Below are 26552 nucleotides of genomic sequence, written 5' to 3' on the forward strand. Positions count from 1 at the left end.
GATGGAAGATGTCCTTAAATTATTATTTGAAACAATTGAAGACCGAAAGGAAAATCCATTGCCAGAATCATATACAAATTATTTATTTTCAAAAGGAGAAGATAAAATTTTAAAGAAAATTGGGGAAGAGTGCTCTGAAGTGATCATTGCTTCTAAAAATAATGATAAAAAAGAACTAGTAAAAGAAATGGTTGATGTGTTTTATCACTGTTTTGTTCTATTAGCCGAAAAAAACATTTCACTAGAAGATGTTATGGAAGAAGTGAAAGAAAGAAATGGAAAGCTTTCGAGAGTAGGGGAACGAAAAGAAATAGATACGTTATGAGGGGGAATATGTATGAAAGTGGATTATCATCTTCATTTAGAAGAAGGGCCTTATTCAATAGGCTGGCTTGCCAAAATAAATGAAACGCTACAATATTATGAGCCGCTTCAAGAAGAAAGCCATTCTATCGAATGGCTTATGAAGACGCAAGAACGCCTGCAAAGACGTGTGAAGGAAGGACCATTTACAGCGAAATGGATTGATTTATATTTAGAAGAGGCATTGCGAAAAGGTATAAAAGAAGTTGGGATTGTGGATCATTTATACCGCTTTCATGAGTCGAAAGTATATTATGAAAAATATGTGAATATTAGTGATTCAAAGCTTGGGCGTTTACAGAAGGAATGGTTAGACCAAGTAAGAGTAGTTTCACTATACGATTTTACAAAGTCGATTGAAGAGGCGAAAGAACGATGGAGTAAAAGAGGCGTTACACTTAAACTTGGAATTGAAGCGGATTATTTTATTGGCTGTGAAGAAGAGCTAAAAGAATTGTTAGCACTAGGAGACTTTGATTATGTAATTGGGTCTGTTCATTTTTTAAACGGCTGGGGGTTTGATAATCCAGATACGAAAGAATATTTTGAGGAGCATGATTTACATATACTATATGATACGTTTTTCAAAACAGTTGAGAGTGCAGTTCGTTCCGAATTATTTGATATTATAGCCCACCTTGATAACATAAAAGTATTTAATTACAGGTTGGATGAGAATGAACAGCTTTCTTATTATAAGAAAATAGCCCGTGCATTAGTAGAAACTAATACCGCAACAGAAATAAATGCGGGATTGTACTATCGTTATCCTGTACGGGAAATGTGCCCGAGTCCACTGTATTTACAAGTGTTAGCTAAACATGGTGTTCCCATTACTATTTCTTCAGATGCTCATTATCCGAATGATTTAGGGAAATACGTAAAAGAAAATGTGCAAACATTACGAAATCATGGTATTACTCATATCGCAACATTTACGAAACGAGCAAGAGTAATGAGACTACTTGAAGAAGAAGTAACAATTATAAAATGACCCACGATTTTTTGATGAAAACCTTCCTTTTTGTTCAAAATAAGAAAGAAAAAAAGGAGGGTAAGAAATGGCGAAACAACAAAATAAACAAAATGTACAAGGTGCACAGCAACAAGCTTATACTTCTGAAACGAATGCTGCATCTCAATCAGTTATTGAGGAGCAAATTAGCGATACAGTTGCAGAAGGAACAATTGATGTAAAGCTCGGAAAAGAATCGCAGGAAAAAGCGTAAGAAGAGGGGGGAGTTGCATCTCCTCTTTTTTCATGGAAAAGTGTCGATTTTCAAAACTATAATCAAATCCCTTGGTTTTTATAAGTGGATTTCTTACAATGAAATATAAGAGATATCTTATTTTCTATAGAAGAGGTGTTAGTAGTGGCAAAAATATTAGTAGCAGGGAAAATTCCAGAAATCGGATTAGAACTATTAAAAGATCATGATGTAGAAATGTATGATAAAGAAGAGTTAATTTCTTTAGATGAATTAACAGAGCGTGTAAAAGATAAAGATGCATTGTTAAGCTTACTTTCTACAAAGGTGACGAAAGAAGTTATAGATGCGGCACCTAATTTAAAGATTGTTGCAAACTATGGTGCTGGCTACGATAATATTGATTACTTGCATGCAGGAGAAAAAGGGATTACGGTAACGAATACACCGAAAGTATCAACTGAAGCGACAGCAGAATTAACATTTGCACTTCTTTTAGCAGCAGCACGTAGAATCCCTGAAGGAGATACGTTATGTCGTACAACTGGATTTAACGGATGGGCGCCATTATTTTTCTTGGGCCGCGAAGTACACGGTAAGACAATTGGAGTTATCGGTCTTGGCGAAATCGGGAAGGCAGTTGCAAAGCGTGCGAAAGCATTTGGAATGAACGTTTTATATACAGGACCAAATCGTAAGCTTGAAGCTGAAGTTGAACTAGAAGCGACATATGTAACATTAGAAGAGCTGTTACAAACGGCAGATTTTATTACAATTAACTGTGCCTATAATCCAAAATTACATCATATGATCGATGAAGAACAGTTTAAAATGATGAAGAAGACAGCATATATTATAAATGCTTCGCGTGGACCAATTATGAATGAATTAGCACTTGCTTATGCATTAAAAACGAAAGAAATTGAAGGAGCAGCTCTTGACGTATTTGAATTTGAACCGAAAATTACGGAAGAACTAAAAGGATTAAAGAATGTGGTGCTTGCTCCTCACGTAGGGAATGCAACATTCGAAACTCGTGATGCGATGGCTGAAATGGCAGTAAGAAATATTTTAGCTGTATTAAACGGTGAAGACCCTGTAACACCTGTAAATCCAAAAGTATTAGTTACAAAATAAAGTGAGACTTTCATTTGTAAGGCCTCCCGATTAATCAGGTTGTCCGCAAATAGCGGGATAAAAAGAAACCTTCCGAATACGGAAGGTTTTTGTTTTTCTTATTTTTCTTTATTCGCTTTTTTAGACGGTCTTTGTCTAATAAATTGAGATAGCATATACAAAATATATAGTGGAATAGCAATGAATAAGAAAACAGAAAAATTACCGATCCCTGTTTGATACATTGTGATAATGATTCCAACTAAAAATAATGTAATAATGATGCTATATCTTGGAATTGGTACATCTTTTAAACTTGGGATACGAATACGACTCACCATTAAAAATGCGAACGTTACAAAGACTGTAATAAGAACGATTTTGGGAATGGTATGTGAAAATAATGTTAAGAAAGCAACAAGCCCTCCCGCTGCTGTAATCGGTACTCCAGTGAAATATTTCATTGAAGTAGAAGATGGTGTTACATTAAATCGTGCTAAACGATATGCTCCGAAAAGAGGGAATAATCCCGCTATGTATAATCCGATGATTCCGTAGTTTGAGAAAGATGTGTAATACATTAAAACAGCTGGTGCTGCACCAAATGTTACGACATCTGCGAGTGAATCAAGCTCTTTTCCCATTTGTGAATCAACGCGTAATAAACGAGCAACACGACCATCAAGACTATCTAACATCATCCCGATAAGTACTAAAATAGCAGCTGATTTATAATATCCTAAAGATGCATAGCCGATTGATAAAAATCCGCTATATAAATTTCCGAGCGTAAATAAGTTTGGAATAGCTGCTCTATACAAAATCTGATCCCTTGCTTTCTGTAATAAATTCTTAATTAGTGTATGAAAGTTTACTTATTTTATCATACCATAAATTTCTTCCTCATACGAAAGAAATTACCAATTTGTGAAAGATTTCATGGGAGAATGATTTGGAAAATAAGTAGAAAAAGAAGCAACTTTTATAAAGTTGCTTCTTGCACTATTCAAATTTTGTTGTCATCGTTCCGGTTTTATATCGATTGTTAGGATCGAAACGTAATAAATCTCCATAAATGAGTTTATCGGATAATTTTAATTCTGTTTTTGCTTTTTCAATATACGGCTGACATAGTGATATAGCAGCTTCTTCACCTGTATTTCGTTTATAGCACATGTTTTTTGTATAAACATAATCTTCCGAAACAAAACTACCATCACGCATTACCATAAGTGGATCTTTTTCTTTAATAAATAAGTCCGTTCCAAATTCAACGGATTGATTTGTTTTAATCCCAAGTAAATGAAGGAGCGTTGGTTTAATATCAAGTTGACCGGATACTTTAGAAATCATTTTTCCTTCTTGACCTGGCACATGAATAATGAGAGGTACGCGTTGTAATTGCATAGAATCAAACGGTGTAATAGCGTCTTTCCCAAGGAACTGGGCCATAGCTGCGTTATGGTTTTCAGAAATACCGTAATGATCACCATAAATGACAATAACTGAATTATCATACAGTCCTTCATCTTTTAACTGTTTAATAAATAATTTAAGAGCTTCATCCGTGTAACGAACAGTTGGGAAGTAACGGTTTAAAACATCACTGTCCGAATTAAACTCATCAACATATTGATCTTCTGGATTTAGAAGAAATGGAAAATGGTTTGTTAAAGTGATAAATTTTGTATAGAACGGTTGCGGTAAAGATTTTAACTTTGGAATAGATTGTTCAAAGAACTCTTTATCTTTTAATCCCCAACCAACAGACATTTGTTCCGTACCTACGTAATCATTTAAATTAAAGTAACGGTCATAACCAAGCGCAGGATACATTACGTCACGATTCCAAAACGTTTTATCGTTTGAATGGAAGACAGCAGAAGAATATCCGTATTTCTTTAATTGTTCTGGTGTGGCAGTATACTCATTTGTTGCATGAGTAAAGAATACAGAACCACGGTCTAACGGATAAAGTGAATTTTCAACGATAAATTCAGCATCAGAAGTTTTACCTTGTCCCGTTTGATGATAGAAGTTATCGAAATAAAAACTATCTTTAATAAATTCATTTAAGAATGGAGTAATTTCTTTTCCATTTATTTTTTTATTAATAACAAAACTTTGTGTAGATTCCATTGAAATTAAAATTACATTTTTACCTTTTGCAGCTCCAAATAAGTTTTTATCAACTTGCTTATCTTTTGCGTCTGTATAGTTTTTAATTTCAGAGAATCCGTCGCCACTTGCGAATACACGTTCAGCCGAAGACTTAGATTGAAGCGTAATATCAAATAGATGATATGTGTATAACCCTAAATTTTTCACGACAGTTTGACGGTCAAATGAGCGTGAGAACATTTGTGGCTTATAAATAACTGAAACAACAATTTGTAGTGCTAATAACGCAGTTACACCGCTAAAGAAAGTTCTCTTCTCAGATCGTGAAAGTGGTGTTTTATCACCAAATGATGGGAATTTACGTGAAATAAACATTAAAATAATTGCATCTGCAAATAAAAGTAATGTTTTGTACGTAAAGAGCTCTTTTATGCTCGTCCCTAAATCAGCCATATTATTTGTTTGGAATAAAACCGGGAAGGTAACGAAATCGTTATAAAACCCATAAAACATTGCATTTCCAAATAAAATAAATGACAGTATAAAACTAATTCCAATTATAATTCGATTTCGATGCTTAGATGCAAATAAAGCTAAACCGAAAAATAAAAGTAACGCAGCTAGTGGATTAATAAACAGCATAAATTCTTCAAAGAAGTTATCAATTTTAATATCAAACGCTAGCTTGTACACAATATATGTTTTAATCCATAATAAAACGACTGCAACGAGTGCAAATCGTAATTTTGGAAACAGATGTTGTAGCATAATATACTCCTCTCCTAGAAAGCATGACAGTTCTTGCGAGCCGTTTTCATTAGCGTCTCACTTTATATATACGAACAGTCTTTTGTTATTATGATTATTATACTATGAGTATCATTATACGAAAATTAAAGAGGGTTGTGGGCTTTTTTTGCAACAATTGAGTAGAAAAAGAGAAGTAGGAGACAATAAAATAGAATTTCTATGCGCGATTATTGTAATTCATTAAACATAGAAAGTATCGCGTAATGGTGCGGAGGTTATAATGCGAAAATTATTTTATCTTATAATGTGCAGTATTTTTATACTCTTTGCTTCACCGAGTGTATCAGTAGCTCAGTATGATGCACCTCTTATGGAAGATGCACTTTATTCTGTTTTATTTCCAAAAATAAATAAAGCAATTGAAAAACAATATGGGAGTTTGAAACCTTATCAATGTCCTAAAATTATTAGTTTAAAAAAAGTGTATAGTGGTACATATTTATTTCAAACGGTTATTGAGGTGACGAAGTACGAACAGATTGGTGGGAAAATTGTTCCACCATTTGAAAAAGTAACTATTACGTTTAATAATGAAGAAGGCGAATGGGAAGTAACGAAGATAATAGTAAAGCGCTTACCAAATGATACGAAATTAAACTGTAAAAAAACAATATAAAAAATTGTTTGACAAATAAAATGGTCCTTTGGTATTGTTAATAGCAACAATTAGATGTTTGAAAATTAAATAGACTTACCTCATCTACTCTCAAAGGTAGAGGCCGCGATAGGAAAGAGTAAGCTATGGGAGATTTAGTGGAATCTGTGACCATGGGTTGAAAGGGACTATTGCCGAAATATAAGAATAACCACCTTATTCATATATTGGGACTGCATTGAATAAATGTAGTACTGTCATAAGATTTATTTTATGGAGAGCTATTTGGAGATGTTGATGCGGTTTCTTATTTTGAGAAGATAACAACTTGTTTATTTTTTCAATATATATTTTTCCTAATAAGAAACGCGTGTGAACATTGTTCCGCGCGTTTTTTGTCTATCTAAAAGCGTGCTGCAATGAATAGAAGATTGGGGTTATGAGTTTTAGAGGAAATAAGGGAGGAATTCAAATGTATTTACACGGCACAAGCCGAATCAATGGGCAAGGACACTTAGAAATTGGAGGGTGCGATACGACGCAGCTAGCAAAACAATACGGAACACCACTTTATGTATACGATGAAGAGTCTATTCGAGGGAAATGTCGTGCGTTTCATCGTGCTTTTAAAGAAAGTGGTTTCTCTTATCAAGTAGCATATGCAAGCAAGGCGTTCTTGTGCATGGAGATGTGCCGAGTAGCTCGTGAAGAGAACATGTCATTAGATGTTGTTTCGGGTGGGGAATTATATACTGCGCTCCAAGCAGGATTTCCAGCATCACGTATTCATTTTCATGGAAACAATAAAACAGAAGAAGAGATAGTGATGGCTCTTCAGGCGAATATCGGTTGTTTTGTAGTAGATAATTTCTTGGAATTAGAAGTTTTACACGATTTAGCAATGCAACATGGGAAATTTGTAAACATATTAATTCGTGTAACGCCTGGAGTAGAGGCGCACACACATGAATATATTACGACAGGCCAAGAGGATTCAAAATTTGGATTTGGCGTTTCAAATGGTCAAGCGATGCAGGCAATTGGGCTTGCTTTACAAAAATCAAATTATAATGTGTTAGGGATTCATTCACATATCGGATCACAAATATTTGAAACGGCTGGTTTTGTTCGAGCGATTGAAGTTCTTCGTAAATTTTTGGAAGAGGTGAGAAAGCAAACGAACTATGTAGTAAAAGTATTAAATGTAGGCGGAGGATTTGGAATACGCTATACAGAGTCAGATACACCATTAACTCTTGAGACATATGTGCGAGCTGTAACAAGTGCAGTGAGAGAACAATTTACAGTATGTGAATATCCATTGCCAGAAATATGGGTTGAACCAGGTCGTAGTATTGTAGGTGATGCGGGAACGACAATTTATACAGTTGGATCTGTGAAAGAAATTCCTGGCATTCGGAAATATGTATCCGTCGATGGTGGAATGACAGATAACTTAAGACCGGCTTTATATAGCGCTCGTTACGAAGCGATGTTAGCGAATCGAGGAAATGATGAGAATGAGGAACTCGTTTCAATTGCTGGGAAATGCTGTGAGAGTGGAGATATGCTAATTTGGGATATTAATCTACCGAAAGTTGCTTCTTCTGATTTACTAGCAATTTCTTGTACGGGAGCATATGGGTACTCGATGGCGAATAATTATAATCGAATTCGGAGACCAGCCGTCGTCTTTGCGAAAGGTGGCGCATCGCAAATTGTTGTGGAACGTGAAACGTACGAAAATATCATTGGGAACGATCGCATACGTATTAAAGAGCTTGTTTAAATAAGGAAAAGGAGTTGTTCGAATGGGCAATTCCTTTTTTATAAAGTGAAACTATAATCAGTGGGGGGATTGCCCGCAAATAGCGGGATAAAATAAAATAATTAAAATATATCGGAAAACTAGGATTGAAAAAAATCAGAATTGTGATAAAATACAAATACAAAGCTTATCAAGAGAAGCGGAGGGAACTGGCCCGAAGAAGCTCGGCAACCTGCTTATAGAAAGCAAGGTGCTAAATCCAGCAAAATGGAATCCATTTTGAAAGATAAGGTAAAATATATTACCGAACAGTCTTTTCGAAATGGGAAAGATTTTTTTTATGAATAAAAAGGGGGGCTGTTCGCGTGAGCGTACGGGAACATTTTGATGAAGTATCTGAGAAAATTCAAGCGATGCTTGCTGATATGAAATATGGTTCAATTACAATTGTGGTGCAAGATGGAAAAGTAATTCAATTAGAGAAAAGTGAAAAAGTACGTTTAAAGTGAAAAGCGCTGACTAGAAAAACTAGAGGCGGTTTTAATCTATTTTAATAGATTAAAACCGTCTTTTTGCTTTTACAGGGGGAAAAAACATGTTGACATATGAAACGTGGGAAGAAAATCGTGTTTCATTTTCAGAGGAAGGTGAAACGAAAGGCGCGCTATCCGTATTAAGTTGGGCTTATAAAGAATATAAAGATGAAATTGTATACGCGTGTAGCTTCGGAGTGGAAGGCATGGTTTTACTGCATCTTATAAACCAAGTAAATCCATCTGCTAAAGTTGTATTTTTGGATACAAATGTTCATTTTCAAGAAACGTATGAATTAATTCAAAAAGTAAGAGAACGGTTTCCTTCATTAAATATTATAGAAAAACAGCCGGAACTTACACTCGATGAACAAGCGAAGTTGCACGGTGAGAAACTATGGGAAAGCAATCCGAATCTCTGTTGTAAGATTAGGAAGATTTTGCCGTTAGAAAAATCACTTACAGCGGAAAAAGCGTGGATATCGGGCTTAAGAAGGGAACAATCAGAAACGCGTAAGCATACAAAGTTTATAAATCAAGATCATCGTTTTCAATCTATTAAAGTTTGTCCGCTTATTCATTGGACGTGGAAAGAAGTATGGCGATATGTATACAAACATAATTTGCCATACAACCCATTACATGATATTGGATATCCAAGTATCGGGTGTGAGAAGTGTACGTTACCTGTAGGTGCCGGTGGTGATTCAAGAGATGGTAGGTGGACCGGGAAAATGAAAACCGAATGCGGTCTTCATTACCAATAAGATGTATCTTGAAATAAAGCTAAGAGGGGATATAGAAAATGACTACAAGAAACGAATTAATAAACCGTGTAGATGAGACATACGACGTATCACAAATTGAAAAAGAAATTGAATTAGACAACATTGCATTAAGTGATTTAGAACTGCTAGCGACAGGGGGATATAGTCCGCTTACTGGTTTTTTAGGGGAAAAAGACTATGATTCGGTCGTAGAAACGCTTCGTTTAGCAGATGGAAGCGTATGGAGTATACCGATTACATTGCCGGTAACAGAAGAAGTAGCAGAGGGACTGAAAGCTGGAGAGGAAGTAAAACTTGTTAACGACAGAAATATATATGGTGTCATTCAAATAGAAGATATTTTTGCACCTGATAAAGAAAAAGAAGCTTTACTTGTATATAAAACGACGGATGAGGCTCATCCAGGCGTGAAAAAATTATATGAACGACCAGATGTTTATGTTGGAGGAGCTATTACGCTTATAAAACGCTTGGAAAATAAGCAATTTCCTTCTTATCATTTAGACCCAATTGAAACGAGAGAAGAATTTAAAAAACGTGGTTGGAAAACAGTAGTTGGATTTCAAACGAGAAATCCGGTACATCGTGCCCATGAGTATATTCAAAAATCTGCTCTTGAAATTGTAGATGGTCTCTTTTTAAATCCACTCGTTGGGGAAACAAAGTCAGATGATATTCCTGCTGATGTAAGGATGGAAAGCTACGAAGTATTGCTTCAAAACTATTATCCGAAAAATCGTGTCTTTTTAGGTGTATTTCCTGCAGCGATGCGCTACGCAGGACCAAGGGAAGCGATATTTCATGCATTGGTAAGAAAGAATTTTGGGTGTACCCACTTTATTGTAGGACGTGATCACGCTGGGGTAGGAGACTATTACGGAACATACGAAGCGCAGGAAATCTTTACGAACTTTACAGTGGAAGAGTTAGGGATTACGCCGCTATTTTTTGAACATAGCTTTTACTGTACGAGATGTGAAGCGATGGCTTCAACGAAAACGTGTCCGCATGGAAAAGAGGACCGTGTCATTTTATCAGGTACAAAAGTAAGAGAAATGTTAAGAAATGGTGAGATTCCGCCAAGTACATTTAGTCGTAAAGAAGTAGTGGAAGTGTTAATTAAAGGTTTGAAAAAAGAAGTAGTAACAGAATAGGGAGAGAACGAGATGGATACGAATATTACTTGGCACACAGCTTCTGTTTCAAAAAATGAGAGAAGAGTGAAGAATGGGCATCATAGTTTTGTAATTTGGTTTACTGGTTTATCAGCTTCGGGTAAATCTACAGTAGCGAATGCGGTTGCTCGTAAACTATTTGAAAAGAATATTGGAAATTATGTGTTAGATGGGGATAATATTCGCCATGGTTTAAATAAAGACTTAGGTTTTTCTGAAAGTGATCGTATGGAGAATATAAGGCGTATTGGCGAAGTGGCGAAGCTATTTGTAGATCAAGGTACTGTTGTTCTTACAGCGTTCATTTCACCATTTCGAGTAGATCGAAAACAAGTTAGGGATCTATTAGCGGCAGATGAGTTTATAGAAGTGTTTGTAAAATGTCCAATTGAAGAGTGTGAAAAACGTGATCCAAAAGGGTTATACAAAAAAGCGAGACAAGGTGATATTAAAGATTTTACAGGTATTGATTCACCGTATGAGGAACCAGATCGAGCGGAATTAATTGTAGAAACGCACAAGTATTCTATTGAAGAATGTGCAGAACAAATCGTGAAGTACTTACAAGAGCGTAGTTTTGTCCCGTTGTTTGCTGGGAAGTAAAACGCCCACCTCAAAATTCGGCTGGAGCAGGCTGTAAATGCCCGATTGGTGAGGGTTGATTAAAGTTTCACTTTATATAGGGGGATTTAAAAATGAGTTATGAAAAAGTATGGGCTAATAATGAAAAATTAAATCAGACTGAGAAAAATAAATTAGCAAAAGATGGTTTGGAAATTTTTAATAATATTCCTTACTATGCGGAAAATGGATTCGAATCTATTCCGAAAGAAGAGTGGGACGCATTTAAATGGGCAGGATTGTATTTGCAAAGACCGAAAGAAGCTGGCTATTTTATGATGCGTGTAAATATTCCTTCAGGGATTATTACAAATGCGCAGGCGGAAGTGCTTGCTTCTATCGCTGAGGATTATGGACGTGATGTAATAGATATTACGACAAGACAGGCGATTCAGTTTCACTGGTTAGAAATTCAGCAAATGCCAGATATTTTTAAAAGATTAGCAAGAGTTGGGTTATCTTCAGCAGGTGCGTGTGGTGATATAACACGTAATATTACAGGTAATCCACTTGCAGGAATTGATGCGAATGAACTGTTTGATACAACGCATATTGTGAAGGAGGTATATGACTATTTCCAACATAATGAAGAGTTTTCTAACTTACCACGTAAATTTAAAATGTCTATTAGTTCTAACGTTTATAACTCGGCAAACGCAGAGATTAACTGTGTTGCATTTACACCTGCTACGAAAGAAATAGATGGTGAGAAAAAAGTTGGTTTTCATATAAAAGTAGGCGGTGGATTATCAGCCCGTCCATATTTAGCTGATGAATTAGATGTGTTCGTTTTACCAGAAGAAGTGAAGGCGGTAGCAATTGGGATTGCTACTATATTCCGTGATTTTGGATATCGCGAGAAACGTCATTTAGCTCGTTTGAAATTTCTTGTTGCAGACTGGGGAGCAGAGAAATTTAAAGAGAAACTAATAGAGTATACAGGACCATTGCAAAGTAAAGGAGAAAGTGCACTTAAAGGATGGAATGCAGGCTATTTTTATGGTGTTCAAGATCAAAAACAAGATGGATTAAAATATGTCGGTTTTAATGTGCCGGTAGGTCGTTTACATGCAAAAGAAATGTTTGAGATTGCAAGAATTGCAAAGCAGTATGGAAATGGGCAAATTCGTACGTGTAACTCACAAAACTTCATCATTCCGAATGTTCCACCAGAAAATGTAACGGGTTTATTAAGTGAACCGTTGTTTGAAGCGATATCTGCAAGTCCGAAATCATTTATTGGTCATGCGGTTTCATGTACTGGTATTGAATATTGCAATCTTGCTCTAGTAGAAACGAAAGAAAGATTACGGAAAATTGCAGAATACTTAGATACAGAAATTGCACTTGATGTTCCAGTTCGAATTCATATGGTAGGATGCCCAAATTCATGTGGTCAACGTCAAATTGCTGACATCGGATTACAAGGGGTAAAAATGAAAACGAAGGAAAAAGGGATTGTTGAAGCATTTGAAATATATGTAGGTGGAACGTTGTTAGATGGCGGTGCCTATAATCAAAAGTTAAAAGGGAAAATAGATGGCGAGGATTTACCGGATGTACTCGCATCATTTATAAGTTATTTTAAAGAGAATAAGTTACCTGCCGAAACATTTTATGATTTTGTCGGACGTATCGGTGTAGATACATTGCAAATAGCTTTAAATAACGTGTTAGAAGAAGTAATAGCGTCTTAGGAGGGGCAATATGGATTTATATCGATTTGAAGCTGTGTTAGCGAATAATATCGTTCCGATTGTTGTTGTTGCTCAAAGTGAAGAGCAGGCATTTAAGCTTGCGGAGATTGAGCTTGAAAAGCATTTTTTACCGTTGCCAGAAGTAAAGGAAATCTCCTTATTTGAAAAAAAGAAGATTCGAAAAGGTGCGGCATTTGTTGTTCATGAGTAAATAACATTGAAATACGAACGTATACTAACTTCCATTCATGCATAAGGATGGAAGTTTCATTTTAATAGTAGAAATGAGGAGAGATGATGGGGAAGGTGTATATAGTTGGAGCGGGTCCTGGCGATCCGGATTTAATTACTGTTAAAGGATTGAAATGTATTGAGAAGGCAGATGTTATTTTATATGACCGTCTCGTGAATAAAGAATTGCTTTCATATGCAAAGCCTGAAGCAGATTTAATTTATTGCGGGAAACTCCCGAATTATCACACGATGAAGCAAGAGACAATTAACACATTTCTTATTAAATATGCGAAAAAAGGAAAAGTTGTAACGAGGTTAAAGGGCGGTGATCCATTTGTATTTGGTAGAGGGGGGGAAGAAGCTGAAGCGTTAGCAAAGCAGGGTGTACCATTTGAAATCGTTCCTGGTATTTCAGCTGGAATAGCTGCACCTGCTTATGCTGGTATTCCGGTGACGCATCGTGATGCAAGTGCGAGTTTTGCGGTTGTGACAGGGCATAGAAAAGAAGGTGCTGAAGAGGAAGTGAAGTGGGAAAATTTAGCGAAAGGTGTAGAGACCTTGGCAGTATATATGGGAGTTAGTAATTTGCCCTACATATGCGAACAACTTATGAAGCATGGAAAAGATAAAGGTACACCTGCTGCTATTATTGAACGGGGAACGACGTCTATGCAGCGTACAGTTGTCGGGACGTTAGGGACAATTGTAGATGTTGCGAGAAAAGAACAAATTCAAAATCCGAGTATGATTGTAATTGGAGAAGTTGTCCGTTTTAGAGAGAAAATTCATTGGTTTGAAAAACAAACGGAACAGACTTATCAAGTAAGCGGAGTGTTATAAAATGAAAGCCATCTTATATATATGTCATGGAAGTCGTTTGAGGGCAGCGAAAGAAGAGGCAATTCAATTTATTATGACATGTATGAGCCGTATAGAAGCGGCTATTCAAGAAGTTTGTTTTTTAGAGCTGGCGAATCCTTCTATTGAAGAAGGATTTCGTACATGTGCGAAGCGTGGTGCGACAGAGATTATTGCTATTCCTGTTTTCTTATTAGCAGCAGGCCATGTGAAGAATGATATTCCTTTTGAATTACAAAAGTTAAATAATCAATACCCTAATATTAAAGTGACGTATGGTAATCCGTTTGGTGTATCAGAGACACTTATAAAGTCGGTATATAACGGAAGTGGTATTGAAGAATATAAAGATGAAGTAACACTTTTACTTGTTGCAAGGGGTAGTAGCGATCCTGAAACTTTACAAGATATAAATCGGATCGCTACTTTATTTCAAGCAGAAGAAAAAATTGCTAAAGTAGAAGTTTGTTTTTTAGCAGCTGCGGAGCCGAAATTTGAGGAGAAATTAAAGGAAGTTGTAGAGCGAAAAGAAGGGTGTATTATTGTATTACCTTATTTGTTATTTACAGGCTTACTTATGAAACATATTGAGAAAGAAGTGCGTCAATATGAGTTGGATGAGATAAAAATAAGTCCGTATTTAGGAAAAAATGAAGTGGTTCAAGATATGTTAATTCAGAAAACGAAGGAGTTATTGAAGGGAGATTCATATGTATCCACTTACAGTGCAAGTTAATAAGAAACGGGTTGTTGTCATTGGTGGAGGAAAAGTTGCCGGATTTAAAATAATTCCTTTACTCAAACAAGGTGCGGATATAGTAGTAGTAAGTCCAGAATTAGATGTAAATTTAGTGAAACTTGTGGAGGAGAAGAAAATTCGTTGGTATCAAAGAGAGTATGAAAAAAGTGATATTAAAGATGCTTTTTTAGTTGTTGCGGCGAGTAGTGATTCTATATTAAATGAACAAGTTGCTGAAGATGCTGCAAAGAATCAATTGGTAAATGTTATTACGAACCCGGAAAGTGGCAATGTTCACTTTCCGGCAGCGATTCATCGTGGGTTACTTAATATAGCGGTTTCTACCGGAGGAGCAAGTCCAAAACTCGCAAAAAAAATTCGAGATGATATCGCGAATAAATACGATGAAACATACGAAATATATTTAGATTTTTTATATGAAGTAAGGGTGAAGTTAAAAGACTTACAGTTAGAAAAGAAAGAACGGCATATATTACTACAAGAAGTATTGAAATCAGCATATGTGCAAAATGAGGGGAAAAGAGAACAGTTTTTACAAGAATTAGAGGAGAGAGTTCTAAAGAGATAAAAAGTAAATAGCGCTTTACAAGTATAAAAATATAATTTATAATCACAAGTAACTTCAATAGATGAAATCGATGAGCAAGAAGAGTACGTATATTTGATGCGTTCAGAGAGCTGGGGTAAGGTGTGAGCCCGGTACGATAAAATATACAGAATGGGCTTGCGAGAGGTATGTTGAACATTGTAGTAGGCAACCCGGGTTCCGCCGTTAAAAGGATAGAGTATCGGAATTATTCCTGTACTTGAACAAGTGGGATTTATCAGTCCAATTGAGGTGGTACCACGGTATTTACATTACATATATCGTCCTCTACATGCATATTTGCGTGTAGGGGACTTTTTTATTTTCTAAAGGAGGTGTGCGAGTATGAAATGAAAGTGTATAATTGTTAAAAGTTTAAATATTCAGAAAAGGGGAATTTATGATGAAAGAAACACAGCAATGGACGTCGAAAATAGGCTTTGTACTCGCAGCAGCCGGAGCAGCAGTAGGTCTTGGTGCGATATGGAAATTTCCATATGTTGCAGGTAATGGCGGGGGAGGCGCATTCTTCCTAGTCTTCTTACTATTAACTTTATTTATTGGGATGCCGCTATTACTAGCAGAATTTGTTATTGGTCGTAGTACACAAAAAGAGGCAGTTACAGCGTATAAAGTATTAGTGCCAAATAGTAAAGTATATCCTTGGATTGGTCGTATGGGAGTTGTAACATGTTTTAGTGTACTCTCTTTCTATAGTGTTGTAGGTGGATGGATTTTACTGTATTTATACTACAGTGTTACAGGTAGTTTCTGGAATGGTGTTGTCGATTATGCGAGTGTGTTTGGTGAGGCGATTTCAAATCCAGTAAGTGCGATTGGAGCGCAATTTATCTTTATGCTTTGTACTATTTTTGTCGTAAGTAAAGGTGTAGAGAAAGGTATAGAAAAGGCAAGTAAGTATATGATGCCATTATTATTTATTTTATTTATCGCGATTATTATTCGTGCGTTGACACTTGATGGTGCTTTTGCTGGAGTAGAGTTCTTCTTAAAACCTGACTTTTCAAAGCTTACAGCAGATACGATTTTATATGCGATGGGACAATCTTTCTTCTCACTAACAGTAGGTGCCTCGGTAATGGTAACGTATAGTTCGTATTTAAAGAAAGAAGAACATTTAGCGAAATCAGCAACATCTATTGTAAGTTTAACTGTTTTCGTTACAGTACTTGCGGGATTAGCGATTTTCCCAGCGATTTTCGCATTAGGAGTTAAACCGACGGAAGGACCGGGATTACTGTTTATCGTCCTTCCAGCCGTATTTGCAAAAATACCATTTGGACAATTTTTCTTTATTATGTTTTTAATTTTATTCTTCTTTGCGACTTTAACATCAGCTATTTCAATGCTTGAAATTGTAGTAGCATCTGTTGCGAAAGGTAATGAAAAGAAGCGTCCTTCAGCATCATTATTAATTGGTATTCTTATTTTTGCAGTTGGAATTCCGTCAGCATTATCGTTTGGAATTATGAGTGATGTGAAAATATTTGGAAAAACATTCTTTGATTTCGTTGACTTCTCGGTAAGTAATGTATTGCTGCCGCTAGGGGTACTAGCTATTTCGCTATTTGTACCAAATAAAATGAGTAAAGAGTTATTAATGAAAGAATTAGAAGTTACGGAAACGAAAGGGAAGACGTTATTTAACATTTGGTTCTTCTTGCTTCGTTATGTTATTCCAGTAACTGTAATTATCGTATTTTTAAATGCGATAGGCGTATTTAAAATGTTTGCATAATAAAAAGACGGAGATTCCTCCGTCTTTTTATTATGTTGTAGAAGTATTTAATAAGCGATTATATGCTTTATAAGCTGTGACAACTGCGATGAAAGAACCGATTAAAAACAATGCTGACCCGCCAAATGTAAATAACCGGCCAATATACGTTTCTCTAGCTTCTTCTATTTTTTGTTGTAATTGTGTATCCATCTTTGATCACCCCGTAAACGATAGGCATTTAGTTATAGTCTATGTAGAATGCCTATAGTGTGTGAAGTGTAAAGAAAAAAACTCGGTATGCACCGAGTTTTTTATAATCCGATATATGAAGATGGATCAACTGCGTTTGTCTTGCCGACATTCCATTCTCCAAGGTGAAGTTCGAAGTGTAAATGTTGCCCGTATGATTGGCCAGTATTCCCCATGAATCCAAGTTGAGTGCCTTGTTTTACAGTTTGTCCATTTGATACAGAACGGCTACTCATATGTGCATATACTGTCGTGTATGTCTTTCCGTTTATACGGTGAGATAAGTACACAACATTTCCGTAACTAGATGAGAATTCCGAGCGGATAACTACACCATCTGCAGCAGCAATAATTGGAACCGTTCCCGAAGCGGCAATATCGATACCTTTATGGTTATCTAAAGAACGTGTACCAAACCCAGAAGTTTTTGATCCAGCTGCTGGTTTAATAAAGCCGTCAGTATTTGTATCGTGTGGCGGTGAAGCTGCTTGAGCTTTTTGAGCAGATGTAGTAGCTTGTTTAGCTTCTTCTGCCTTGCGGGCTTCCTCGGCTTTACGAGCCTCTTCTGCACGTTTTTCTTCTTCAATTGCTTTTTGAACAGCTTGACGCTGATTTTCTAAAATGCCTTTTGATTCTTCTAGTCCTTCAATCTCTGAATCTACTTTTGCTACTTTCGTATGTAGATCATTAATAAATGATTGTTGCTGTTGCTGGTTTGTTTGTAGCTCTTGTTGTTTTTGGATTAATTTTTGTTCGGCCTCTTTTAGTTGTTGTTCTTTTTTCTCAACAGCCTCTTTTTCTGTCGCCACAGCATTTTGATCAGTTGTTTGTTTTTTCACAATATCTGTATCATTGTTTAAAATTAAACTGACGGAGTACATATTATCAATAAGGTCAGCAATGTTTGCAGAGTTTGTTAATACCTCTGTAATGATGTTTGTACGTGGTTTTTCTTGCATAGATTGTAATCGTTGTTTAATAACTTCCTGACGTGTATCTATGTTTGTTTGTAATTGTTCTATATGTTTCTTTTTGTCAGCAATTACTTGTTGTGTTTTGCTAATTTCTTTTTTTGTATCGTTTAATTCAGCCTCGTTTTTATTAATAGAAGTAGTTAATTCGTCGATTTTTTTCTGTAAATCTTGGATTTCTTTTTCTATTTGTTCTTTCTCAGCTGATTTATTTTGTAAGTCATTTTGTTTGCCGTCTAATTCTGATTGTATATTAGATAATTTATCTTGATTTGTTTCAGCGTATACGGGTGAAAGTAATGGGGAAGCAAAAATCGTTCCTGCTGCTAAAACACTAAACGCTGCAAATTTCTTTTTCATGGTTGTCTGGCTCCTTTCCCTATGAATGTTATATATCATAAGAAGAAGTGTGTCTATCGTTGTAATCATAATGTAAAGAAAATTTTATAAAATTGCTAAGTTTTGTCGGAATTTATCATTTTTCAACAGTAATTGTCATGAAAGGTATATTTTTTTACATATGAAATAAAGGTATATTTAGGTATTTTTATAAAATAAAGGAATAAACAGAATTGTTGTATATAGCGAAAAATTATGTAGGGAGTCAATTAAACACTAGTAAGGAATCGTTCTCATGTTAGGTTTTCTGACATGGGTTTTGTTTTTGTCAAGAAAATTATTTGCGTTCGGGAAAAGTTATTTTGTTGTCAGATTTAATTTTTTGATTTATGATTTTTAACAGGGACAAAATGTAGTGAATTGTCGAATAATATATAATACTCTTAATTTCTTAGTTTTATAGAGATAGAATGAGGGATAGAGTGATACATCGAAGAGGGGGTTACAACAAATATGAAAAGAATAGGACTTGCATGGCAAATATTAATAGGTCTTGCGTTAGGTATTGCAGTTGGTGCGATTTTCTTTGATAATCCAGCAGTTGCGAAGTACTTACAACCAATTGGTGATGTTTTCATCCGATTAATTAAAATGATCGTTGTACCGATTGTTGTAGCAAGTATTGTTGTTGGGGTTGCTGGTGTTGGCGATGTTAAGAAGTTAGGTCGACTAGGCGGAAAAACAATTATTTACTTTGAAATTATTACAACACTTGCAATTGTTGTTGGTCTATTAATAGCGAACATTTTCCAACCTGGAAAAGGCGTTGATATGGATAAGTTAACAAAAACAGATATTTCTAAATATACACATACGACAGAGCAAGTACAAAGTCATTCGTTTGCGGATACGTTTGTAAATATTGTTCCGACGAACATTATGAAATCATTAGCTGATGGTGATATGCTTGCTATTATTTTCTTCTCTGTATTATTTGGTTTAGGTGTAGCAGCAATTGGTGAACGTGGTAAACCAGTTCTACAATTTTTCCAAGGTGTAGCAGACGCAATGTTTTACGTAACGAACCAAGTTATGAAGTTTGCACCATTTGGTGTATTCGCATTAATTGGTGTTACAGTTTCTACATTCGGTTTAGCTTCATTAATTCCGTTAGGGAAATTACTCATTGTAGTATACGGAGCGATGATCTTCTTCGTTGTAGTTGTCTTAGGACTTACAGCGAAAATATTTGGAATTAACATTTTCCAATTCTTTAAGATTTTAAAAGACGAGCTGATCTTAGCGTATTCTACAGCAAGTTCAGAAACAGTTTTACCGAAAATCATGGAGAAAATGGAAAAGTTCGGTTGTCCGAAAGCAATTACATCTTTCGTTATTCCGACAGGTTATTCATTTAACTTAGATGGATCAACTTTATATCAAGCAATTGCGGCTATTTTCTTAGCACAAATGTACGGTATTGATTTATCTATTTCTCAACAAATTACATTATTACTTGTATTAATGGTTACATCAAAAGGTATCGCAGGTGTACCGGGCGTATCATTCGTTGTATTATTAGCAACGCTTGGTACAGTAGGTATTCCAGCAGAAGGTTTAGCCTTTATTGCAGGTATTGACCGTATTCTAGATATGGCTCGTACAGCAGTTAACGTTGTAGGTAACTCTTTAGCAGCTGTAGTTATGTCTAAGTGGGAAGGTCAATATGACGCTGAAAAAGGACAAGCCTATTTAAAAGAGATATCTGAAAAGGGTCAAGCAGCTTAATTATAATATGAACAAGCTCTCACATAATATATGTGGGAGCTTTTCTATATATAGAAGAGGAGCGGGCGTAATGAAACGTAAATATGGTGACGGTTCTTCCTGGAAGCGACTAATAGAGAAGGATTATATGGTTAAGCAAGTAGAAGAGGGCATGCTAGGAATACTGGACATAAAAAAGGTGAGAGAACCTAGTTATAAAGAATATGATGGTAAAGAAATTTGTATCGCAGGTAATGAGTATACGTGGATTCAGTATTTCATAAAAGGGAAAAACTTTGCGATTACAGCTATGTTAGATAATAAGGGGAATTTAGTACAATATTATATTGATGTGACGAAAGAATACGAAATAGACGACCGGGGTTTACCGTATTTTGATGATTTATATTTAGATGTAGTTCTATTGCCGAATGGTAAGATGTATGTATTGGATGAAGATGAGTTAGAGGACGCTTATAAAAATAGTGATGTTACAAAGGAAGAATATGAATTAGCCTGGCAAACAACGAAATGGATCATGGAAGCGATAAACAATAGTGAATTTTATTGGATTTCAATATTAGATAAAGAAATCGAAAAGTTAAAATGATTGGTGTATTCATATTTTTGTATAATTACCAAAAAAATCTATACAAAAAATAATTGACTTTTGTTTTGTAAGCGAGTAAAGTTAGGGAAGAAATTATTATTAAAAAATAAATATGAAACCTTCTTATAAAGAGAGGCGGAGGGACTGGCCCTACGATGCCTCGGCAGCGGACTCGATTTTAGAGTGCTGTGCCAAATCCAGCAAGCATGTGCTTGAAAGATGAGAAGAGCGTTCCTTATAGATGTATAAGACCTCTTCTCGTTGGAAGAGGTCTTTTGTTATTCATTAGAAAAAAGGTTGAAACTAGGGAGAGATGGTACTTTGAAAGAAACGAGAGGAAATGGTTTAGCTTTATTACCACTTGGGATATTTTTAGCGCTATTTATTGGTTCTGGAATTATTACGGGTGATTTCTATAAATTGCCGATACTTGTAGCGATTTCAATTGCTGTAGGAATTGCTTTGGTGATGAATCGTAAAGAAAGTTTTAATGTGAAAGTAGAAAGATTCGCTAAAGGTGCAGGAAATCCGGATATTATGATTATGGTATTAATTTTTGTACTTGCAGGTGCATTTTCTGAAACAGCAAAAGGAATGGGCGGAGTAGACTCAACTGTTAATTTAGCGTTAACTATTTTGCCACCAGGATTTATCGTAGCTGGAATTTTTGTTATAGGTGCATTTATTTCATTAGCGATGGGAACTTCAATGGGAACAATTGCAGCGTTAGCACCGATTGCTGTAGGTATTAGTGGACAAACTGATATCTCAATTGCACTTACGATGGCTACTGTTGTTGGTGGAGCGATGTTTGGTGATAATTTATCATTTATTTCAGATACAACAATCGCAGCTGTTCGTTCGCAAGGAACAGAAATGAAAGATAAGTTTAAAACGAACTTTTTAATTGTATTGCCAGCTGCTATTATTACAATTGTACTATTAGTAATAATTACTTCAGGAAGTGATACGCAGGTTAAAGCTCATAGTTTTGATTGGATAAAGATTTTACCGTATGCAGGAGTACTTATTACCGCGCTACTTGGCTGGAATGTACTTATTGTGTTAACTGGTGGAACTGTATTATCTGGCGCTATCGGTCTTATAGATGGAAGTTACACGTTGGAGAGTTTCTTTAAAAGTGTAACGACTGGAATGGGCGGTATGATGGAGTTAGTATTACTTGCTATTTTAATCGGTGGTATGGTTGAACTAATTCAATATAATGGTGGGATTCAATATTTAATGAATCTTTTAACGCGTAATATTCGTTCGAAAAAAGGCGCAGAGTTCGGTATTGCTGGTTTAGTGAGTATGACGAATATGTGTACAGCGAATAATACGATTTCAATTATCTTTACAGGTCCGCTTGCGAAAAACATTGCAGATCAATATGAAATTGATCCCCGTAAATCAGCAAGTGTATTAGACCTTTTCTCATGTTGTGTGCAAGGATTAATTCCGTATGGTGCTCAAATGTTAACTGCGGCAGGGTTTGCTGCTTTATCTCCGATTGAACTGTTACCGTATGCATTTTATCCAATTTTAGTTGGGGTATGTGGAATTGTTTCGATTTTGATTGGATTTCCGAAGTTTTCGAAAGTGGCGGAGAAAAAAGAGTATCATAAAACAGCATAATTTAATATAAATGATAACTTTAGTAATTGAAACCGTGCAGAGAATATTCTCTGCACGGTTTTTTTACGTGTGAAAAAGAGTGAATTATCCTATTCCATCTTATGTTTTTTACAGAAGGCTGAATGCATATCGGTCTTAAGTCTGAGTTGAAAACGGTTCTTAAGCTCGTTATGGAAAAATGAAAAAATAGTTAAGATAAGAGTATCAAATCGAAGGGAGGCAAGCACAAGATGAAACAATTTCTAGCGTTTATCGCGGCCGGTATTTTGGCTTTAATTGCTCTTGGTAGTCTTGCTGGTATTGTAGGATTCGCAATCGGAGCAGGAGTTGTGTACTGGAGCTATAAATCATTTGTGCGAGCTAAATCATTTTTTGGAAAGCTAGCTTGGGGCATTGTTGGTTTAATCGGTTTATCCATTGCACTTTCTCATTCACCAGCATTAATTGGTATCGCTGCATTGGTAGTTTTGTACTACGGATACCGTGAATGGAAAAAAGAAAAAGATGTAGTTGTTGATTCAGCTTCAGAAAGTTCTAAACCATATAGCAACTTTGAAGATGAGTGGAACAAATTAATGAAAAACTAAAACAATAAACCAATAAAACAATAAATTATAAATAAAGTAGAAGAGAGGAAGATTTATAATGAAACAATCTTTATTCGGACGTGTACGCGATGCAATTTTAGCTGATTTTCATAATGTGTTAGATGAGAAAGAAAGAAAAAATCCAATTGCAATGTTAAACCAATATTTACGCGATAGTGAGCGTGAAATAACAAAAATTGAGAAGTTAATTCAGCGTCATAAAACATTAAAATCTAACTTCGCTCGTGAGCTTGAGCAAGCACGCTATTTTGTTAACAAAAGATCAAAGCAAGCTATCATTGCTCAAGAAGCAGGCGAATTACAACTGCATGAACGTGCATTAGAAGAAGTGGCGTATTATGAAGGGCAAGTAACTCGCTTAGAAGAAATGTATGCTGGTGTTGTAGAGCAAATTGATGAGTTAGAGCGTCGTCTTTCAGAAATGAAAAATAAATTAAAAGAAATGAACGCAAAGCGTATGGAATTAATGGCTCGTGAAAATATGGCGCATGCAAACCGCCGTATGAATACTGCTATTCATAAAATGGATGAAAATAATCCGTTCTTACGATTCGAAGAAATTGAAGATCACATTCGTGACATAGAGCTTCGTATAAATGAAGAGCATGAGCGTGATACATTTGATATGAAAATTGCAAAACTTGAGCGTGAAATGAAAGAGAAAAATGAAGTATCGTTAACGAAAGAAGTAACAAAATAATTGTAGTATATTATAAAACAGGCTTATGATATAGTGATAGGAGAAAAGGTGTTGGAAAGCAATGCCTTTTCTTCTATGTATATGTGACAAGGAGGGGGGAGCTGAAATGAAGAAGCGCTTTTCAAAAACACAATTAATGGGGATGCTCCTCATCATATTTGGATTCGGTCTATTTCTTGATATGATACTTGGACATTTTGAACCAGGTGGTCTAATTTTTGCATTTATTATGCTTATGTTTGGAAGACATTATCGAAAGAAGAATCGTTACGTAAGAGGGAATGTATTTTTATTTGTCGGTGGTATAGTATTCTTATTCTTCTTATTTTCATCAGCAGCGTTTGTACTTGTCGTATTTGCTTGTTTAGCTTTAATTGGTTATCAACTGATTCAACAAGGACATCAGCAAAAAGTAATGAAAGTTGAAATTAAAGAAAAGGGATATATAGATGAAGAAAAACAAATATATCGTACAGAACCGTATATAAAAAATATGTTCGTAGGTAATGTACGAATGATGGATCATATTTATGAACTTGAAGATATTAATGTCCAATATGGTGCTTGTGATGTCGAGATTGATTTAACAACTGCTATGATTCCGGAGGGGGAAACGGTAATTGTTATTCGAGGTGTCGTTGGTAACATTCGTTTATATGTACCGTATGATATTGAATTGTCTTTAAATCATTCTGTAATTGTTGGGCGAGTACTCCTGCCAGGGCATGAAGAAACAGGTTTTAATCGTAATGTTACATTTAGAACAGAACAGTATAAAGAAGCTCCTCGTCGTATAAAAATCATTTCTTCACTTGTAGTAGGTGATACGGAAGTGAGGAAAGTATAATGAAAAAACAAAAAAATATTTCGTGGATGTATATTCGTTATTCGATGTTATCCTCAGTGAGTATCGCACTTATTTGTACAATTGTGTATGTATGGAAAAGCGAGCAACAAGTTTATGATTTATTATGGGAAGAATCCATCGCTTCTGTTCCAATTGGCTTGTTTATTATGAGCACAAGTCTCCTTATCGGGGGGATTATAGGATATGCAATCGGCTATTATATTGAGCAGCGTATACAAGGATTAAATACGTTTCTATTTGAAGTAGAACGAGGGAATTTTCCGAACGATGTTTCATTTACTGCGGATGATGAATTCCATGAAGTGGAACGAAAAGTAATCGGCCTTGCTCGTCGATTAGAGGAGCAAGCGGGATTATTTCAAAAAGTAACGAATGAACGAGCCCATTGGAATGAAGAGATGAGGCAAGAGGCAATTTCTCAAGAAAGGCATAGATTAGCAAGGGAACTGCATGATTCAGTAAGTCAGCAGCTTTTTGCAATGTCGATGATGATGTCAGCCATTAATGAACAAGTAGCTGAAATTCCAGACACGACAAAAAAACAATTACAACTTGTTGAAAATATGGTCGTAAATGCACAATCAGAAATGAGAGCATTGCTCTTACATCTACGCCCAGTACAGTTAGAAGGTAAGAAGTTAACAGAGGGTATAGAAGAATTATTAACAGAACTGTCTAGAAAGCAACATATGAAAATTGAATGGTTAATTGAGCCAATTGAATTAAAAAAAGGTGTAGAAGATCATTTATTCCGTATTGTACAAGAAGCTCTATCAAACACGTTACGACATGCGAAGGCAAAGAAAACGGAAGTACGTCTTCGTAAAATAGATCAATATGCGATTTTAAAAATTATTGATGACGGTGTGGGCTTTGAAGTGGGAGTGAATAAAGCGGGTTCATACGGTTTACGATCAATGCAAGAGCGTGTTCATGAAATTGGTGGAACGTTAAAAGTACTTAGCTTTCCGGCAAAAGGTACGCAAATTGAAGTGAAAGTGCCAATTATGATTGAGAAAGGGGGAGAATCATGATAAAAGTATTACTAGTTGATGATCATGAAATGGTTCGAATGGGAGTATCAGCATATTTATCAACGCAGCCAGATATTGAAGTAGTTGGTGAAGCTGAAAATGGAAGAAAAGGTTCAGAGCTAGCGTTGCAATTAAGACCAGATATTATTTTAATGGATCTTGTTATGGATGAAATGGACGGGGTTGAAGCGACACGTGCTATTATTCAAGAATGGCCAGAAGCGAAAATTGTAGTTGTAACGAGCTTTTTAGATGATGAAAAGCTATATCCTGTTATCGAGGCAGGAGCGACAAGTTATTTATTAAAAACATCCCGAGCAAGTGATATTGCAGACGCTGTAAGAGCTACTTATGATGGAGAAACGGTATTAGAGCCGAAAGTTACTGGCAAAATGATGTCTCGTATGCGCCAGAAAAAAGAACAACCTTTACATGAGGAGTTAACAGAAAGAGAGTCTGAAATTTTGTTATTAATTGCAGAGGGGAAAAGTAATCAAGAGATTGCAGATGAGTTATTTATTGCCCTCAAAACAGTAAAGACACATGTGAGTAATATATTAAATAAGCTAAATGTAAGTGATCGTACACAGGCGGTTATTTATGCATTTAGACATCAATTAACGAAATGATAAAGTGAAACTTTAATCAGTGGGGGGTTATTCCTACTGATTATTAGCCTTCACCAATCGGGCTTTTACGGGCAGTTATCTCCCGCTTACCTTCCTCGTATTCGCTGAATTTTGAGGGGGGAGTCTTACTGCCCGTTAATGCGGGGGAAAGTGAAATTTTAATCA

The 26552-nt window shown here is 35.7% G+C and carries 28 protein-coding genes, 3 riboswitches and 1 other annotated feature; of the genes, 24 read left to right on the forward strand and 4 right to left on the reverse strand.

Translation table 11 applies throughout. From position 1 onward, the window contains the following. Position 1 precedes the first annotated feature (1 nt). The 4 genes from hisE (at position 2) to JDS81_RS04395 (ending at position 2708) form a co-directional block, all read left to right on the forward strand. Complete coding sequence (hisE, locus tag JDS81_RS04380) at positions 2-325, forward strand: phosphoribosyl-ATP diphosphatase (RefSeq protein WP_000390406.1); 324 nt, start codon at positions 2-4, stop codon at positions 323-325. Positions 326-337: 12 nt separating this feature from the next. Continuing rightward, positions 338-1357, forward strand: coding sequence for a histidinol phosphate phosphatase domain-containing protein (locus JDS81_RS04385; protein ID WP_097954460.1), 1020 nt, complete (start codon positions 338-340; stop codon positions 1355-1357). A gap of 67 nt (positions 1358-1424) precedes the next feature. Continuing rightward, entirely contained in the window at positions 1425-1592 is a 168-nt protein-coding gene (locus tag JDS81_RS04390) for a YozQ family protein (protein WP_001118878.1), read from the forward strand. A gap of 144 nt (positions 1593-1736) precedes the next feature. After that, positions 1737-2708 (forward strand): 2-hydroxyacid dehydrogenase family protein, encoded by a 972-nt coding sequence (locus JDS81_RS04395; RefSeq protein ID WP_016108075.1) that lies wholly within the window; start codon positions 1737-1739, stop codon positions 2706-2708. A gap of 98 nt (positions 2709-2806) precedes the next feature. Here JDS81_RS04395 and pssA read toward each other — a convergent pair whose 3' ends face one another. Both pssA and JDS81_RS04405 read right to left on the reverse strand, forming a co-directional pair. Continuing rightward, positions 2807-3508, reverse strand: coding sequence for a CDP-diacylglycerol--serine O-phosphatidyltransferase (gene pssA / locus JDS81_RS04400; RefSeq protein ID WP_000285424.1), 702 nt, complete (start codon positions 3506-3508; stop codon positions 2807-2809). Between the two features lie 181 nt (positions 3509-3689). Continuing rightward, positions 3690-5576 (reverse strand): LTA synthase family protein, encoded by a 1887-nt coding sequence (locus tag JDS81_RS04405; RefSeq protein ID WP_097954461.1) that lies wholly within the window; start codon positions 5574-5576, stop codon positions 3690-3692. Positions 5577-5838: 262 nt separating this feature from the next. On the opposite strand from JDS81_RS04405, the gene JDS81_RS04410 reads away from it, so the two are divergent. The 12 genes from JDS81_RS04410 (at position 5839) to JDS81_RS04465 (ending at position 16992) form a co-directional block, all read left to right on the forward strand. Next, complete coding sequence (locus JDS81_RS04410) at positions 5839-6234, forward strand: DUF3888 domain-containing protein (RefSeq protein ID WP_001228518.1); 396 nt, start codon at positions 5839-5841, stop codon at positions 6232-6234. A gap of 89 nt (positions 6235-6323) precedes the next feature. After that, a riboswitch (Lysine riboswitch) is annotated at positions 6324-6505 on the forward strand. A 180-nt stretch (positions 6506-6685) separates the two neighbouring features. Then, on the forward strand, positions 6686-8002 hold the full coding sequence (gene lysA, locus JDS81_RS04415; RefSeq protein ID WP_097954462.1) for a diaminopimelate decarboxylase: 1317 nt from the start codon (positions 6686-6688) through the stop codon (positions 8000-8002). A gap of 163 nt (positions 8003-8165) precedes the next feature. Continuing rightward, positions 8166-8274: riboswitch (SAM riboswitch) on the forward strand. A 72-nt stretch (positions 8275-8346) separates the two neighbouring features. Next, positions 8347-8490, forward strand: a complete 144-nt coding sequence (locus JDS81_RS04420; RefSeq protein ID WP_000116159.1) for a YezD family protein — start codon at positions 8347-8349, stop codon at positions 8488-8490. An 86-nt stretch (positions 8491-8576) separates the two neighbouring features. Beyond that, positions 8577-9281, forward strand: a complete 705-nt coding sequence (locus tag JDS81_RS04425; RefSeq protein ID WP_097954463.1) for a phosphoadenylyl-sulfate reductase — start codon at positions 8577-8579, stop codon at positions 9279-9281. A gap of 38 nt (positions 9282-9319) precedes the next feature. Continuing rightward, the gene (gene sat, locus JDS81_RS04430; RefSeq protein ID WP_087949113.1) at positions 9320-10456 is read left to right on the forward strand and encodes a sulfate adenylyltransferase; all 1137 of its coding nucleotides are present in this window, start codon (positions 9320-9322) and stop codon (positions 10454-10456) included. A gap of 12 nt (positions 10457-10468) precedes the next feature. Then, positions 10469-11080 (forward strand): adenylyl-sulfate kinase, encoded by a 612-nt coding sequence (cysC, locus tag JDS81_RS04435; RefSeq protein WP_000380522.1) that lies wholly within the window; start codon positions 10469-10471, stop codon positions 11078-11080. A gap of 92 nt (positions 11081-11172) precedes the next feature. Continuing rightward, positions 11173-12795, forward strand: a complete 1623-nt coding sequence (locus JDS81_RS04440; RefSeq protein WP_097954464.1) for a nitrite/sulfite reductase — start codon at positions 11173-11175, stop codon at positions 12793-12795. Positions 12796-12805: 10 nt separating this feature from the next. Continuing rightward, entirely contained in the window at positions 12806-13006 is a 201-nt protein-coding gene (locus JDS81_RS04445; protein ID WP_000366906.1) for a DUF3906 family protein, read from the forward strand. Positions 13007-13092: 86 nt separating this feature from the next. Beyond that, positions 13093-13869 carry a uroporphyrinogen-III C-methyltransferase gene (gene cobA / locus JDS81_RS04450; protein WP_000521277.1) on the forward strand — a complete coding sequence of 259 codons (777 nt, stop codon included), beginning with the start codon at positions 13093-13095 and terminating at the stop codon, positions 13867-13869. A gap of 1 nt (position 13870) precedes the next feature. Beyond that, positions 13871-14623, forward strand: coding sequence for a sirohydrochlorin chelatase (locus tag JDS81_RS04455; protein ID WP_097954465.1), 753 nt, complete (start codon positions 13871-13873; stop codon positions 14621-14623). Next, positions 14598-15215 carry an NAD(P)-binding protein gene (locus tag JDS81_RS04460; RefSeq protein ID WP_000283323.1) on the forward strand — a complete coding sequence of 206 codons (618 nt, stop codon included), beginning with the start codon at positions 14598-14600 and terminating at the stop codon, positions 15213-15215. Before JDS81_RS04455 ends, JDS81_RS04460 begins: the two co-directional genes overlap by 26 nt. A 61-nt stretch (positions 15216-15276) precedes the next feature. Continuing rightward, positions 15277-15525, forward strand: a binding site (T-box leader). Between the two features lie 111 nt (positions 15526-15636). Then, positions 15637-16992: a sodium-dependent transporter gene (locus JDS81_RS04465; protein WP_000665454.1), complete on the forward strand. Its 1356-nt coding sequence runs from the start codon at positions 15637-15639 to the stop codon at positions 16990-16992. A gap of 30 nt (positions 16993-17022) precedes the next feature. Here the strand turns inward: JDS81_RS04465 and JDS81_RS04470 are convergent, their stop codons facing one another. Further along, positions 17023-17184 carry a hypothetical protein gene (locus JDS81_RS04470; RefSeq protein WP_000380942.1) on the reverse strand — a complete coding sequence of 54 codons (162 nt, stop codon included), beginning with the start codon at positions 17182-17184 and terminating at the stop codon, positions 17023-17025. A 101-nt stretch (positions 17185-17285) separates the two neighbouring features. Next, positions 17286-18554 carry a murein hydrolase activator EnvC family protein gene (locus tag JDS81_RS04475; RefSeq protein ID WP_097954466.1) on the reverse strand — a complete coding sequence of 423 codons (1269 nt, stop codon included), beginning with the start codon at positions 18552-18554 and terminating at the stop codon, positions 17286-17288. 492 nt (positions 18555-19046) lie between these two features. Here JDS81_RS04475 and gltP point away from each other — a divergent pair, with 492 nt between their 5' ends. The 8 genes from gltP to JDS81_RS04515 all read left to right on the forward strand — a co-directional run bounded on the left by gltP (position 19047) and on the right by JDS81_RS04515 (position 26387). Beyond that, positions 19047-20321: a glutamate/aspartate:proton symporter GltP gene (gene gltP, locus JDS81_RS04480; protein WP_000821124.1), complete on the forward strand. Its 1275-nt coding sequence runs from the start codon at positions 19047-19049 to the stop codon at positions 20319-20321. Positions 20322-20391: 70 nt separating this feature from the next. Next, positions 20392-20910, forward strand: a complete 519-nt coding sequence (locus JDS81_RS04485) for a ribonuclease FAU-1 family protein (RefSeq protein ID WP_000824636.1) — start codon at positions 20392-20394, stop codon at positions 20908-20910. A gap of 120 nt (positions 20911-21030) precedes the next feature. Then, positions 21031-21136, forward strand: a riboswitch (SAM riboswitch). 95 nt (positions 21137-21231) lie between these two features. Then, complete coding sequence (locus tag JDS81_RS04490) at positions 21232-22548, forward strand: Na+/H+ antiporter NhaC family protein (RefSeq protein ID WP_000665472.1); 1317 nt, start codon at positions 21232-21234, stop codon at positions 22546-22548. Positions 22549-22778: 230 nt separating this feature from the next. Further along, the gene (locus JDS81_RS04495) at positions 22779-23135 is read left to right on the forward strand and encodes a lmo0954 family membrane protein (protein ID WP_000808637.1); all 357 of its coding nucleotides are present in this window, start codon (positions 22779-22781) and stop codon (positions 23133-23135) included. 58 nt (positions 23136-23193) lie between these two features. Continuing rightward, a complete protein-coding gene (locus JDS81_RS04500; protein ID WP_000814140.1) occupies positions 23194-23856 on the forward strand; it encodes a PspA/IM30 family protein in 663 nt (220 codons plus the stop codon). Positions 23857-23962: 106 nt separating this feature from the next. Next, on the forward strand, positions 23963-24703 hold the full coding sequence (gene liaF / locus JDS81_RS04505) for a cell wall-active antibiotics response protein LiaF (RefSeq protein WP_000745642.1): 741 nt from the start codon (positions 23963-23965) through the stop codon (positions 24701-24703). After that, positions 24703-25758: a sensor histidine kinase gene (locus JDS81_RS04510; protein WP_000744314.1), complete on the forward strand. Its 1056-nt coding sequence runs from the start codon at positions 24703-24705 to the stop codon at positions 25756-25758. Before liaF ends, JDS81_RS04510 begins: the two co-directional genes overlap by 1 nt. Then, complete coding sequence (locus JDS81_RS04515; protein WP_000598709.1) at positions 25755-26387, forward strand: response regulator; 633 nt, start codon at positions 25755-25757, stop codon at positions 26385-26387. Before JDS81_RS04510 ends, JDS81_RS04515 begins: the two co-directional genes overlap by 4 nt. Positions 26388-26552 lie beyond the last annotated feature (165 nt).

This window comes from Bacillus cereus group sp. N31, from assembly GCF_016483245.1.
In the GTDB taxonomy this organism is placed as follows: Bacteria; Bacillota; Bacilli; order Bacillales; family Bacillaceae_G; genus Bacillus_A; species Bacillus_A toyonensis.